Source organism: Deltaproteobacteria bacterium GWC2_65_14, assembly GCA_001797615.1.
GTDB lineage: Bacteria > Desulfobacterota > Deferrimicrobia > Deferrimicrobiales > Deferrimicrobiaceae > GWC2-65-14.
On sequence record MGPV01000066.1, the window covers coordinates 46,190 to 59,465 of the forward strand.

Annotated in this window: 10 protein-coding genes; 2 read left to right on the plus strand and 8 right to left on the minus strand. The window is 67.7% G+C overall.

Annotated features, from left to right (window positions below):
• Window positions 1-136: 136 nt before the first annotated feature.
• Window positions 137-2,758: a pyruvate, phosphate dikinase gene (locus A2X88_07000; protein ID OGP32803.1), complete on the minus strand. Its 2,622-nt coding sequence runs from the start codon at window positions 2,756-2,758 to the stop codon at window positions 137-139.
• A gap of 81 nt (window positions 2,759-2,839) precedes the next feature.
• On the opposite strand from A2X88_07000, the gene A2X88_07005 reads away from it, so the two are divergent.
• Both A2X88_07005 and A2X88_07010 read left to right on the plus strand, forming a co-directional pair.
• Window positions 2,840-3,130, plus strand: coding sequence for a hypothetical protein (locus tag A2X88_07005; protein OGP32804.1), 291 nt, complete (start codon window positions 2,840-2,842; stop codon window positions 3,128-3,130).
• 21 nt (window positions 3,131-3,151) lie between these two features.
• Window positions 3,152-3,538 (plus strand): hypothetical protein, encoded by a 387-nt coding sequence (locus tag A2X88_07010; protein ID OGP32805.1) that lies wholly within the window; start codon window positions 3,152-3,154, stop codon window positions 3,536-3,538.
• A 55-nt stretch (window positions 3,539-3,593) separates the two neighbouring features.
• Here A2X88_07010 and A2X88_07015 read toward each other — a convergent pair whose 3' ends face one another.
• The 7 genes from A2X88_07015 to A2X88_07045 all read right to left on the minus strand — a co-directional run bounded on the left by A2X88_07015 (window position 3,594) and on the right by A2X88_07045 (window position 13,204).
• Window positions 3,594-4,364 carry a hypothetical protein gene (locus A2X88_07015; GenBank protein OGP32806.1) on the minus strand — a complete coding sequence of 257 codons (771 nt, stop codon included), beginning with the start codon at window positions 4,362-4,364 and terminating at the stop codon, window positions 3,594-3,596.
• 3 nt (window positions 4,365-4,367) lie between these two features.
• The gene (locus tag A2X88_07020; GenBank protein ID OGP32807.1) at window positions 4,368-5,768 is read right to left on the minus strand and encodes a 2-methylcitrate dehydratase; all 1,401 of its coding nucleotides are present in this window, start codon (window positions 5,766-5,768) and stop codon (window positions 4,368-4,370) included.
• Window positions 5,769-5,774: 6 nt separating this feature from the next.
• Window positions 5,775-6,587, minus strand: coding sequence for a phosphosulfolactate synthase (locus tag A2X88_07025; protein ID OGP32808.1), 813 nt, complete (start codon window positions 6,585-6,587; stop codon window positions 5,775-5,777).
• A gap of 235 nt (window positions 6,588-6,822) precedes the next feature.
• Window positions 6,823-8,100 (minus strand): hypothetical protein, encoded by a 1,278-nt coding sequence (locus tag A2X88_07030; GenBank protein OGP32809.1) that lies wholly within the window; start codon window positions 8,098-8,100, stop codon window positions 6,823-6,825.
• A gap of 10 nt (window positions 8,101-8,110) precedes the next feature.
• Window positions 8,111-11,251: an acriflavin resistance protein gene (locus A2X88_07035; GenBank protein ID OGP32810.1), complete on the minus strand. Its 3,141-nt coding sequence runs from the start codon at window positions 11,249-11,251 to the stop codon at window positions 8,111-8,113.
• A gap of 37 nt (window positions 11,252-11,288) precedes the next feature.
• Window positions 11,289-12,395 carry a hypothetical protein gene (locus A2X88_07040; GenBank protein ID OGP32811.1) on the minus strand — a complete coding sequence of 369 codons (1,107 nt, stop codon included), beginning with the start codon at window positions 12,393-12,395 and terminating at the stop codon, window positions 11,289-11,291.
• Window positions 12,396-12,529: 134 nt separating this feature from the next.
• Entirely contained in the window at window positions 12,530-13,204 is a 675-nt protein-coding gene (locus tag A2X88_07045; protein OGP32831.1) for a hypothetical protein, read from the minus strand.
• Between the last annotated feature and the right edge of the window lie 72 nt (window positions 13,205-13,276).

A 13,276-nucleotide genomic window follows, 5' to 3' on the forward strand; every position in this document is an offset into this window, starting at 1 on the left:
GGAGCTGGGAATCCCGCGGGACACCGCCAAGCAGGTCCTCGGGCGGCTGCTGGAGCTCTCCCTGGTGAAGAGGACCGGGGCCGGCCGGGCCACCCGGTACCGGAAGGCCCCCCTGCCGCCGGGTTAGGGGAAACCCTCAGGCGGAGCCGGCGAGGCAGCAGACCGCCCGCTGCCCCGGAGAATCGGCGTGCAGGTAGAGGATCCTCCCCCCGGGGGAATCGGGAACGTCGACGACGCGGACGACGCCGGACCAGTGCGCCTCGTCCGGCAGCAGGGCGGCGAGCCGGTTCTCCCGCCGCTCGAAGAACTCCTCGTTCAGGAAATTCCCCCTCTTCCCGGGGAAGACCGCCAGGTAAAGCATGTTCGCCTCGACCAGGTCGTTGAAGAAGTGGGTCCCCAGCGACACGTCGGGGACGATCCCCCCGTGCAGCCCGACGATCTCGCACAGGACCGAGATCCGGTTGATCTCCGCGAAGCTGACCGGAACCCCGAGGGAGGGAGTGCTGGTCCCCCAGCGTCCGGGGCCGAGCAGCATCATCGTCTTTTCGTCCCCGCCCTCCTCGCGGACGTGCGTCACCCGCCCGATCAGGCGGGCGACGGCGTAGCGGTCGGGAATCGGCAGCTTCATGTAGGCGGAGGGAACGACGTAGATCAGCCGGTCCACCGGGGAGTAGGAGCTCTGCCCGACGATCGTCCCCCGGGCCTCGAGAACCAGGTCCTCCGGGGAGAGGTTCGACGGGGCGGGGACGATCCGGCCTCCCTCGCGCACCTGGAGCGGACGGCACTGTACGAGATGGATCCGGAAGCTGTCGTCCGACAGGTAGTTCGCGGTGAATTCGACGTCGACATGGCTGTTGTAGGCGTCCCGCAGGACCCGGAGCATTTCCTGCATGTCGTCGACGAACGGGCTGTCCGACAGGAGCCGCTCGAACGTCAGGAACCAGGGAGAGGCGGGGGTCGTCTCCCCTCTCCCCGGGTGGTCTCCGGTCGGGCGCCTCCGGGAGGCGAACATCCCGACCGGGAGGGCGGGGTCCGCCGACAGCACCTTGTCGCAATGCATCGAGTCGAGCCGGTTTGCGCCGATGTCGATGACGTCGACCCGCTTCTGGGCATACTCGATCACCTCGTCCACGTTCGCCTCCGGCCTGCGCAGCGGGGCGTTCAGGGCGACCACCCGCGTGTAGTCGTCGTCGCTACGGTTGACCGCCCGAGTCCCCAGCCCGAAGACCAGCCGGACGACACCGGCCTTCGGATCGATGTACTCGCTCCAGGCGTACGGGTTGTAGGAGAGCGCCACTCCGGCGATCTGCGGATAGAAGAGGGTGCCGTGGACCGCCCCCGACACCCGCTGCACCAGGATCCCCATCTGCTCGTCCCGGTCGAGCAATCCCCGGTGGGCCCGGTAGAGCAGCGCCTCCCGGCTCATGGTGCTGGCGTAGACGTTCCGGACGGCCGACAGGAAGGCCGCCTTCCGCTCTTCCGGCGATCCCTGGTTCGGGCAGAAGACGCTGTCGTATTTCCCCGTGAACGCGTTTCCGAACCCGTCCTCGAGCAGGCTGCTCGACCGGACGATGATCGGGGACTGCCCGAAATACTCGAGCATCGTGGTGAACTGCTCCCGGATGAACGGCGGGAAAGCCCCCGACAGGAACTGCTCCCGCGCCTCCCCGATCCCGTCGAGGAAGGTGGCGGCGTTCCGCTGGCCGCGGCGGATCTTCCAGCAGCCGTTCCGGACGAGGTAGGTGTAGAAGACGTCCGAGCCGATGTAGAACGAGTCGTGCCTCTCGAGCTTCTCCTTCCACGCCGGATCGTTCCGGGAGAGGATGGCCCGGGCCAGCAGCATCCCGACCGATTTCCCCCCGATCAACCCGGTCCCGACCATCCGCTTCCGGATGGCGATCAGATCGGACAGGTCGAAGTACCGGGAGGCGAGGGAGATGATCTGCTCGTCTCGGGACACCATCATCCGCAGGAGCCTCCCCTTCAGCGTTTCCGCCTCCTCCGGGGGGAGGATCCCGTTTTTTACGTCGTCCAGGGCCGTCCTCGCCCGCAGGAACATCCGGTCCCAGAGGTCGAGCCTCCGGGAAACGCCCTCGTCCCGGTGGAGCCTCTCCCCGGAGAGGATGTCGGACAGGACCGAGCTTTCCGTCACGGGGCGGAAATTCCCGTCCTCCCAGACGTGGGGGAGGTACATCGTGGGGGAGTGCCTCCCGTCGACCTTGAGGGGATGGACGAGGATCCGCTCCCCGTCCCGGAAGATGTTGATCAGCAGCTGCGTCGTGTCCCGGATGGCGGAGACCGCCTCCAGGGAGTGGCCGCGCAGGAGGCCGAAATAGGTCACCGTCTCCAGCTCGTAGAGGTACGGGCAGGTCACCATGAAGAAATTGCCCAGCATCATGTCGCTGTACCAGTCGGCGGCCAGGTCCGACAGGCAGTCGAACACGTAGTAGGCGCCGCGGCCGGCCGCCTCGATCTCCTGGTGGATCCGCGCGGTGAAGGTCTCGAACCCGATGTCGGGGGAGAGGACGTGGACCTGCGCGCCGCAGTCGGGGGGGAGAAGCTCCGGATGCCGGGCGAACCGGAAATAGACCAGCTTCCGGCCGGCGGAGAGGGCGCTCGCGGCGAACGGCCCGACGACCGCGGCGTAGTCCTCGATCGAGTCGATCTGCCAGACGATGTTGTCGCCGGGCTCCACCCGCTGGATCACACGGTCCAGCCCCGGAAGGCCGGTTCCCGGAATTCCCGTTTCCGCGCCCATCGATCTCCTCCCGGGACCAGTATACGACAACCGCCCCGCGTATAATGAAGCATGGACTACGGCGGAAGCGGCCGGGCAGGGATGGAGCTCCGGTACGGGGCGGTCGAAACCGGAGCGAGGACGATCGACGTCCGGGGGGTCCGCTACCGCCTCCGGGAGGTGCTCTCCCGCTGGATGATGGATGTCCCCGAGATCATGACGCTCGACGGCGGGACGCTGGGCGAGGACCGCCACTGGATCCGGTTCATCGACAAGGAGGACCGGACCTACGTCGTCTTCGAGTTCGACGGGGAGTTCGAGATCCTCTCGGAGATGCGGGTCGACAGCCTGGAGTGGGAAGGGGAGGATTTCTTCGGATCACGATGGCGATAATCCCGTGATGGAACGGACTTCATGGCCCCGCTGACCGGCCCGGCGGTCCTGATCTACGACGGGGAATGCTCCGTCTGCCGGAAGGCGGTCGAGTGGATCCGGGCGCGGGCGCTGCCGGAGAGTTTCGAATATCTCTCCCTCCACTCCGGGAAACTGGCGCAACGCTTTCCCTTCCTCGACCTGGCCGCCTGCAAGCGGGCGGCGCACCTGGTCCTCCCCGGCGGAGCGGTTCTTGCGGGCGAGCGGGCCGCTCCCGCGGTGTTCGACCGGATTCCCGGCTACCGGTGGGCGGCGGTCTGTCTCCGATTGCCTGGATCCCGGCTCCTTTCCGGGATCGCCTACCGGTTCCTGGCCAGCCGGCGGCACGCGATCGCCTGGCTGTTCGACTCGGGGACGGGCCGGGCCTGACGGCGGACCGTAACCGGCGAAAGAGATCGCCCCCCGCCGGAAGCCGGCCGCGCGGTCATTCCCGCGGCGGCGCCGGCTTGAGGACCATCACCCTGAAGGATTCGGCGTATCGCGGGGAATGGCCCGGATTGCCCGCGAATCCCTCGCTCCCCAGGGAGTCGCCCTGCATCCTCGCCGCCTCGCGCACTCCCCACTCCCGGATCATCTCGGTGGGGTCCCGTTCCCCGAGCTGGCTTTTGTGCTCCCGCAGCGCGGCGATCTTGAGGTCGATCGTATCGGTGATGTCGATCACGGTGTTCGGCGTCTGGGTCGAGCTGACGTAGACGGCGCGGACTACGTGGGGTTCCCCCTCCTCCCGCCAGAGCAGCTCCATCTCGGCACAGGGGAAGGCGGCGTCGAGCGCCGCCTGCCCCGCCGCCCGGTGGTCGGGATGGTTGATGTACCGGTTCTCGAAGAAGAGCGCCTGCGGATCGCCGCACATCACCACCTCCGGGTGATGCCGACGGATCTCGCGGACCAGCTCCCTCCGAAGCTCGAGGGTGGGGACCAGCTCGCAGTCGTCGTGCCCCAGGAAGACGACGCGGGATACGCCCAGCACCCGGGCCGAGGCCTGCGCCTCCCGCTCCCGGGTCCGGGCGAGCGTCTCGCGGGTGAGCCGGGCATCGTGGGTCCCGGCGTTGCCGCTGGTGATCGCCACGAAGGTCACCTCGCAGCCGTCCCGCGTCCAGCGGGCGATCGTTCCCGCCACGGTGAACTCGGCATCGTCGGGGTGCGCGTAGATCGCCATCGCGGACTTCGGGATGTAGAGTGGGCCGAATCTCTCCATGATTCAACCCAGCAGGGCCGTCAGCTCCTTCACGGCGATCCCGTCCAGCCGCCGGACGGCGTCCACGATCTCGTCCCGGCGGGCTTGCCCGGCCGCACGCTCCGCCAGCCCGTGGAATTTCCGGATCACCCGGTCCCAGGACATCGGGCGGGTGTGGAACCCCTCGTAGTCGGTCTTCTCCTTCGTGAAGAAACGGCCGTCCGAAAGGGTGACCGTGAGCCTGCAGCAATGCTCGTCCGGGAACCGCTTCGTGTACTCCGGGTCCGGGACCACCGTCACCCTGCGGAGAAGCGACTGGACGTCGCTGCGCTCGATACGCTCCGGTTCGTACTGCGCGGGCATCACCTGCCCGTCCAGGGCCGCCGCGGCAACCATGTACTGCAGGCTGTGGTCGGCCTCCTCCTTCGTGCGTACGATGGTCTTGTCCCCCTCCACGCCCCCCCCGATGATCAGGTGGGCCACGTCGAAGATGTCGATCCGGATCCGGCCGATGTCGGCGCCGGAAAACCCTCTCTCCTTCCTCATCTCGATCATCCCCTCCAGGGCCGACTGGGAGTGGATCTCCGCGTTGTACTCCTTGAGGATGGTCCGCAGGATCCGCTCCAGATTCTCCTTCGACCAGTCCAGCTCGAAGTCGCCGGCCACCGTCTGGCACCACCCCTTGTTTCCCTCGAACACCTCCCGGGGCCCCGTCACCCCGCGCATCGCCAGGAAGGCCGCCCGAAGGCCGTTGAACGCGGTGTCCGGGTAGGCCAGCCCCTTCCAGTGGGACAACTCCCCCGTGCGGGTGACGCGGAGGGCGATGTTCGCGGTGCCGGAGATCCCCACCGCGAAGGCGATCCGTGCCGCGTCGAGATCCAGGGCCTTCGCCGTCCCGGCCGCGGAGGCGAACGCCCCCTGGGTCGTGTGGTCGAACCCCCGCGCCCTGACCGGCGCGACGTCGCACAGACGGCACTGCACCTGGTAGGCCACCGCCAGGGCGGTAAGGAAATGCCTCCCCGACGCCCCCGCGTACTCCGACGCCGCCAGGACGGCGCCGAGGTTGTCGCTGGGGTGGCAGGTCTCCCCCGGAGCGAGATAGCTGTCGTTGAAGTCCAGGTACCGGACCAGCGCCCCGTTGTAGAACGCCGCCCGGTCGGGGGAGGTCCGCCCTCCCCCGATCAGGGTGCACAGGGGATTCCCGCCGAACTCCTCGACGTCCCTCCGGATCCTCCGGACGGGCTCCCCGTCGATCGCCCCCAGCGCGCATCCGAGCGAGTCCAGGACACGGACCTTGAGCGCCTCCCGCGCGGCGGGAGACAGATCCTCCCACTGGGCCTTCTCGACAAAGGCCGCCAGCCGCTCCGAGCGCGTGAGGACCTCCTCCGCTCCGATCGCCCTGGCCAGAGGATCGAACCGCGCCATGGCCGCTCACCTCTTGGCGATCTTCGGAGACGGCTCGACCAGCTTCGGGCGCGCCTCCCCGGCCTTGAGGGGTTTCCCCTTGTAGGTGACGATCCGCCCCCAGGTGCTCTTCGTCCCCCAGATCCCCGACCGCAGGCACTCCAGCTGAACCACCTGCGAGTGGTCGACGAAGAGGTTCACGTCGGGGCCGAAGTTCTTGACGTACCAGCCGAAGACCTCCGGGTCGGCCGCCTCGAACATCACCTTCTCGAGGCCCAGCTCGTTCACGATCTTCGCCACCACGTCGGTCCTCCATTTCCGCACGTTCTCCGTGATCCCCTCGGACTCGATCATGACTATGTGCGCCCCGGCCTCCAGGTAGCGATTCGCCGCCCGGATCGCCTGGGACGGGTCCGAGGTCCCTTCCGCCTCCAGCTCCTCGACCGAGCTCGCGCCGCCGGCACCGAACTGGATGCCGACCTCGGGCTTGGCCTTCATCCCGAGATCGTGGATCCTCCCCACGAGGCTCACCAGATCGTCCAGAGGCACCGAGATGAAGCCGCTGGACACCTCCACGATGTCGAACTGCATCTCCCGGCACTCCTCGAGGTACCGGTCCACCGCGTCCGGACCCTGGGTGAGGACCCGCTCGATGAACCCGCCCGTGGAGACCAGGACGTCGTGCCCGTGGCAGGTGTCGATCAGCTCCTTGACCGCCTTTTTCGGCATGACGGAGAAGGAGCCGCCGCTGAACTTGAAGATGTCGACGAAGGCGCCCATCGTCTCGAGGATGTCCAGCAGGTAGCGCTTCCCCACCGGCGCGTAGTACGGGCCGCGCATCTCGGTGATCCCCCGCCTGCGGGGCTTGCCTTCCCGTTCGTTTATTTGAAGAAAATCGAAACATCTATCGGAGTGACTTGACATGACCCATGTTCCTCCTTCCAGCGATTCCGGCCGGTTGCATGGAACGACTCCGCACCCTACATTCCCTCATGAGGTTAGATGAACGGACGGAGAGGGTTGGTGCGGACTCGGAAAACATTGTCCGGCGCGGAGAGGGTGGAATCACCTCCTGCTACCGGAGAGCCGGGGGGCGCTCGACCACCCGGTCGAGAACGGCCACGGCACGGGCCAGGCCGTATCGGGCGTTGTTGAAGTCATTACGCGCCCGGGTCAGAAAGACCCGCGCGTCGAGCAGATCGGCCGCGGTCGCCACCCGCTCCCGGAACTGGTTTTCGGTGATCCGGTAGTTCTCCTCCGCCTGCTCGACCGCCTTCCTCGCCAGCGCAATCTTCCCGGCCGAGACCCGGTACTCCTCCACGGCCGTGGAAAGCTGGAGGGAAAGCGCCTCCCGGGTGTCGCGGATCCGCTCCGTCAGCGCCCGGATCTCCGCCTCCTCCGCGAGGATGTCCTGCCGTTTCCGGAACCCGTCGAACAGGGTCCACTTCGCCTCCACCTTCCCGACCGTGTCCGAATCGAACAGCGGGTCGGGAACCCCCTCGAAGGCGAAGGTTTCCCCGAACCGGCTATAGGCGACCGAGAGGTCGACCGAGGGGAGGTACCCGCCGCGGATCGACTTCCGGGTGAATTCCCGCGCCGCCCGCTGCGATTCGAGGAACCGGATCTCGCTGCGGCGTTCCAGCATCTCCGCCTCCAGCGCCGCCTCGCCGAGCGCCGCCGCTTCCGCTTCCCCGACCTCCGTCGGATCCGCATCGCCCGGCAGCGGAACCCCCACCGCCCGCTCCAGCGCCTTGCGCGCCACCGAACGCGCGCTTTCGACCCTCAGAAGCTCCTGGCGGGCGGAGGCAAGCTCCACCTCGACCTTGAGGAACTCGTTTTTCGCGGTGACTCCGCCCTTGTAGAACGCTTCGGCGTCCCGCCGCTGCCGCTCCAGAAGAGTCACCGACTCCTTCGCCGTCTCGATGTTTTTCCCCGCCTCCAGCAGAAAGATATAGGCCTTCCTCGCCTCCAGGACGACGTCGGCCTCCGCCGCTTTCTGCTCGAAGCGGGAGGCGGCAAGGGTCGACCGGGCGGCGCCGAGCGTATTCTGGTCCGAGAAGCCGCGGAATAGGTTGTAGCTCGCCTCCGCGGTAAAGGTGGAGGAGTCCCGCGTCTGGAAGAAGCTGAATACGTTCTCCCTTCTCTGGTAGGCGTAGGCAGCCTCGATCTCCGGCCAGAAGGGGGCCTTCCCGGAGTCGACCCGCCGCTCCTGCGCCTCGGTCCGCTGCCGGAAGTCCTGGATCCTGGGGTGGTTCGCCAGGGCCAGGGAGACCGCCTCCTCCATCGTGAGCGCGCCCCCCCGCGCCGCCGGGAAGAGCAGGATACAGAGCAGCACGCCGAAGAATCGCCTCATCCGGTCCTCCTCACGCCGGGGACTCCATGTCCGTTTCCCTCTTCGTCCCGGGCGTCTCCATCCGGACGAGGAAGAGAAGAAGGGACGGGATGACGAACAGGGTGAAGAAGGTCGACAGCGCCAGCCCCCCGAGCACCACGCTTCCCAGTCCCCGGTAGAGCTCGGAGCCGGGACCCGGCGCCACCACGAGGGGAAGCATCCCGAAGATGCTGGTGAAGGCGGTCATGTAGATCGGCCGGATCCGGGTCTTCGTGGATTCCAGCACCGCCTCCCGGTATCCCATCCCCTCGATCCGGATATAGTTCAGCGCCTGGTGGACTATCAGGATCGCGTTGTTCACCACGACGCCGATCAGGATCACGAACCCGAGCATCGTCAGGATGTCGAGCGGCTGGGGGGCGATGAACCGGTTCACCAGCGCCAGCCCGATGAATCCGCCGGCGGCGGCCAGCGGTACGGTGAACAGGATGATGAACGGGTAGAGGAAATTCTCGAAGAGGGCCGACATGAGCAGGTAGGTGATCAACAGCGCCAGGAGGAAATCGTACTGCAGCGTCCGCCTCGCCTTGGTCAGCTTGTCCGCCGCCCCGCTGATCCCCCAGGAGGTTCCGGCGAGCATCCCCGCCTGCGCCAGCGGCGCGAGGACCTTCTCCCGGATCGTATCCATGGCGCTCTCCAGCGGGATCGCCTCGGGCGGAGTCACCTCGAGGGTGACCGTCCGCTTCCGCTCGAGGTGGCGGATCTCGGTGATCCCGGCCGTGCGCTCGAGTCTTGCCAGGGAGGAGACCGGCACCGCCTTCCCCGCGGGGGTCGCCACGAGCGCCTTGTAGAGTTTCTCCGGCGTGTCGATCGCCTCGTCGGCGGTCGTCACGACGAGGTCGATCGCCTTCTCCCCCTCCGGCTTGTAGTCCCCCACCTTCCGGCCGTCGAGCAGGATGTCGAGCGAGCTCCCGAAGTCGGCCTCCGTCATCCCGGAGGCGCGGAGCCGGTCCCGGTTCGGGTGGAAGCGGACCTCGGGATAGGTCAGCTCGAGGGAGGGGACCGGCCGGACCTGCGCTCCCGGTATCTCCTTCCGGATCGTCCCGAAGGCGATCCCGGCCGACCGGACCACCCGGTCCATCTCGTTCCCGCTGATGTCCACGTCGATCGTCCGGCCCCGTCCCAGGCGCGTCTGGAAGATCCCGGCCTGGATGCTCACCCCGAACATGCCGGGGATCCCGTGCATGATGCGGGTAAACAGCGGCAACAGCCCCCGGGCCCGCTGCTCCTCGTGGCTGTTCGCTCCGAAGAGGTTGATGAAGTCGGACCCCACGTAGAACATGTTCCGGATCCCCGGGACCCCGTCCTTCCCCTGGCCGAAGTAGGGCTTCGCCTCCGCGAAGATCTGCTCGCCGATCTCCTGCCGCTCCTCGTAGGAGAGCCCGGGGGGCGGAACCAGGATGTTGATGATCAGGTTGCGGTTTCCCTGGGGCAGGTACTCCATCTTCGGAAGGAGCAGCCAGGCGGTCGCCACGGAAAGGGCGGTCATCCCCAGGATCGTCGCCAGGCGGGTCGTCCGATTCTTCGTCACGAGTCCCAGGACCGCCACCACCAGGTCGACCAGCCGGTCACCGACGCCGCCCAGGCGATCCGCGAGCGGAACCTTACGCCGCTTCCTCCCCTCCAGCAGCCGAAAGATCCGGTTCGACAGCATCGGGATGACAAACACGGAGACGAAGAGGCTCAGGGTGATCGCCACGGTGACCGCGATCGCGATATCCCGGAAGAGCTGCCCCACCTCCTCCTCCACGAAGACCACGGGGAGGAAGACCGCGACCGTGGTCGCCGAGGAGGCGAGGATCGCCCCCCAGACCTCCCTCGCCCCGTCGTACGACGCATGGAACGGATCCTTCCCCATCTTCCGGTGCCGGTCGATGTTCTCCAGGACCACGATGGCGCTGTCCACGAGCATCCCCACCGCGAAGGAGATCCCGGCCAGGCTCACCACGTTCAGGTTCCGGCCGAAGATCCACAGGAAAATGAAGGTCCCGATCACGCTGATCGGGATCGCGGTGGCCACGATCACGGTGGAGGAAAGGCTGCGCAGGAAGACCAGCAGCACCAAAATGGCGAGCGCCCCCCCGATCGCGATGTTCTGCTTGACCAGTCCGATCGCCCCCCGGATGTAGGGGCGCTGGTCGTAGGCCCAGTCGAAGCGGATCCCCTCCTCTTTCAGGAGCCCCCCGTTCAGCTCCTTCACCACCGCCTCGACCGTGTCGGTCAGCTCGAGGATGTTCGACCCGGGCTCCGGCTTCACGCCGACCGCGATCCCCGGCAGCCCGTTGTGGATCATCGCCACCGTCCGCTTCTGGTATCCGATCCGCACGGAGGCCACGTCCGAGAGCAGGACCCGCCGCTGCCCCGTCGACCGGAGCACGACCTTCTCGACATCCTCCGGGGTCGAGAACTCGGAGATCGTGCGGACCCGGTAGTCGCGCCGCCCGACCCCGACGCTCCCTGCGGAGACGTTCAGGTTCGCCGCCTGGAGCGACCGGACCACGTCCGGCAGGGCAAGCCCGTAGGCGGCCAACTTCTGCGGGGATACTTCTACGTGGAGCTCTCTCTCCGTCCCACCCCCCACGAAGAGGTCGGCCACGCCGGGGATCCTCTCCAGATGCTGCCGGACATCCTCCTCGAAGAAGGTGCGGTAGGTATCGATCGTTCGGGGGTTCCCTTCGTTCGTCTTGAGGACCATCCAGATGACGGGGGAGGTGGCGGCCCCCGTCGCGTTGATCACCGGCTTATCCACGTTCTGCGGATAGGAGGGGACCTCGTTCATCTTGTTCGAGACCCGCAGCAGGGCGTCGTCGACGTCGGTCCCGGTGCGGAAGCGGAGGGTGACGGTCCCCCGGCTGTTCGCGGCGGTGCTCTCCATCTCGACGAGGCCGGGGATCCCCTTGAGCACCTTCTCCTGCGCGTCGATGATCTCCCGCTCGACCTCGTTGGGGGCGGCGCCGGTCCACAGCGTCGTCACGGTGATCTCGGGCTCCTCCACCGAGGGGGTCAGCTGGTAGGGAAGGCGGAAGAGGCCGATCAGCCCGAACAGGACCGTGAGGATCACCCCCACGGTGACGGTGACCGGCCTCTCGATGGCGAACCTTACCGCATCCATGGCGCCTTCCCGGAGTCGTTCCCCCGCGCGGAACGGATCATGTCCCGGATTTCCCGGGAGCTCCCTGGGCCGGAGCCCCCTTCCCTCCCGGCGAGACGACCACCGGCTGCCCTTCCCGCACCCGCTCGTTCCCCTTGACGATCACCGGCATCCCGCGGCGCAGTCCCGGCCCCTCCAGCGCGGCGCTGTTGCCGTCGTACGAGTTCACTTGCACGGGGATGCTCTTCGCCTTCCCCTCCTCCACCGTGAAGACGACCGTCTTCCCGTTCGCGGCGGCCAGCGCGTCCCTCGGGACCAGGAGCGACTTCCTCCTCGAGTTGGTGGGAACAATCACCCGCGCCTCCATCCCCTCGATCAGGCCGCCCCGGTTCTCCACCCGGATCTTCACCGGAAAGGTGCGGGTGGCGACATCCCCCCGCGGCACGATCGCGGCGACCTGCCCGCTCATCCGTCTTCCCCCCGCCCGGACCTCGAGGGTCGTTCCGGCCGACAGGAACCGGAGGGTCTCCCCCGGCACCTCGACCACCGCGTCCACGAAATCGTCGCGCGCCAGCGTCACCACCGCCGTCCCCGGGGAGAGCCACTCCCCCCGGTCGACCCGCGTCCACTGGACCAGTCCGTCGAAGGGGGCGCGGATCTCCTTCTTCGACCGCTCGACCTCCTGCCGCTCCAGATCCGCCTGGAGCGACTCCGCCTTCTTCTCCAGCGACTGCACCCGGAACCGGTTCTCGTCGTAGAGCTGCTCGGAGATCGACTCCTGCCGGAAGAGGTTCTCCATCCGGGCCAGGTCCCGCTTCGCCTTCTCCAGGTCGGCCAGCGCCTGCCCGTGGGAAGCGCGCGTGGAGGCGATCGCCTTGTCGAGCAGCTCCGTGTCGATCCGGACCAGGATCTCTCCCGCACGGGCCCGGTCCCCCTCCTCGACCCTCACCTCCAGCACCTTCCCGCTCACCTCGGAGGAGACGTCGGAGACCTCCCGGTAGGCGATGCTTCCCACGACCTCCACGCTCGGAGCAACCGTCCCCTCGCGTACCTCGGACACGGCGACCAGGGCGGGCGGAGGGCCCTTCCCCTCCTCCGCTCCGGTGGGGGGGACCAACAGCAGCAGGAAAACCGCCGCGACGGCGGCTGCGAGGGTTCTGGACATTCCGGCGCTCTCCTTTTTGACGGCGGTTCCCCGCTACGGCCGGGAGCGCCGTTCATGCCTCTTTCCGGATGTACCGTATCCGATGCAGGATACCGGAAACCGGTTCCCGTTCCAAACCCCATTCCGGTTCCGGGTCAGCGCAGGGGGGCGATGAGCTCGGGGGTATCGTTCGAGGGGTTGTTCACCGACAGGCCGACCTGCCCGGCCGCCATCGCCCCGGCTGGATACGGCCGCAGGAGCGCCCGAAGCCGCTCCCCTTCCCCGGGGGCCGCGGCGAGCCACAGGTCGAAATCCTCCGGGGCGACGATCGCCGGCATCCGGGCGTGGATCGGCGCCAGCAGCTCGTTCGGCACGGTCGTGATCAGGGTGCAGGACTCCAGCGGATCGCCCGACGGGGGTTCCCACCGCTCCCAGAGCCCGGCGATCGCGAACGGCCCCCCGTCCCGCATCCGGATGTACCAGGGCTGCTTCCTCCCGTTGCGCTGCTGCCATTCGTAGAACCCGTTCGCGGGGATGAGGCACCTGCGGCCCTTCCAGGCGCTCCGGAAGGCCGGCTTTTCCGGGACCGTCTCCGCGCGGGCGTTGATCATCCGGCTTCCGATGGAAGGGTCCTTCGCCCAGGAGGGGACAAGGCCCCACCGCAGCATCGCCAGCTCCCGGCCTTCGCCCGGGGTCCGGGAGAGCCGAACGACGGCGACCGGCTGGGAGGGGGCGATGTTGTACCGGGGGCCCGGGAGAGGCGCGGCGGAAACCCCGAAGATCCCCGCGAGGCTCTCCTTCGGCTCGAAGAGGGTGAAACGTCCGCACATGACCCTCCTATCGTACCCTTTCTTCCCGGCGATGTAAGAGGGGCACGGATTCAACCCGATGTCGCGGTAGAA

Bases quoted from the DNA above. Each gene is read 5' to 3' on its own strand.
- A2X88_07020 (OGP32807.1), bottom strand. From the start codon at position 5,768: ATGGCGCGGTTCGATCCTCTGGCCAGGGCGATCGGAGCGGAGGAGGTC.
- A2X88_07000 (OGP32803.1), bottom strand. From the start codon at position 2,758: ATGGGCGCGGAAACGGGAATTCCGGGAACCGGCCTTCCGGGGCTGGAC.
- A2X88_07005 (OGP32804.1), top strand. From the start codon at position 2,840: ATGGAGCTCCGGTACGGGGCGGTCGAAACCGGAGCGAGGACGATCGAC.
- A2X88_07045 (OGP32831.1), bottom strand. From the start codon at position 13,204: ATGTGCGGACGTTTCACCCTCTTCGAGCCGAAGGAGAGCCTCGCGGGG.
- A2X88_07015 (OGP32806.1), bottom strand. From the start codon at position 4,364: ATGGAGAGATTCGGCCCACTCTACATCCCGAAGTCCGCGATGGCGATC.
- A2X88_07040 (OGP32811.1), bottom strand. From the start codon at position 12,395: ATGTCCAGAACCCTCGCAGCCGCCGTCGCGGCGGTTTTCCTGCTGCTG.
- A2X88_07025 (OGP32808.1), bottom strand. From the start codon at position 6,587: ATGCGCGGCCCGTACTACGCGCCGGTGGGGAAGCGCTACCTGCTGGAC.
- A2X88_07010 (OGP32805.1), top strand. From the start codon at position 3,152: ATGGCCCCGCTGACCGGCCCGGCGGTCCTGATCTACGACGGGGAATGC.
- A2X88_07035 (OGP32810.1), bottom strand. From the start codon at position 11,251: ATGGATGCGGTAAGGTTCGCCATCGAGAGGCCGGTCACCGTCACCGTG.
- A2X88_07030 (OGP32809.1), bottom strand. From the start codon at position 8,100: ATGAGGCGATTCTTCGGCGTGCTGCTCTGTATCCTGCTCTTCCCGGCG.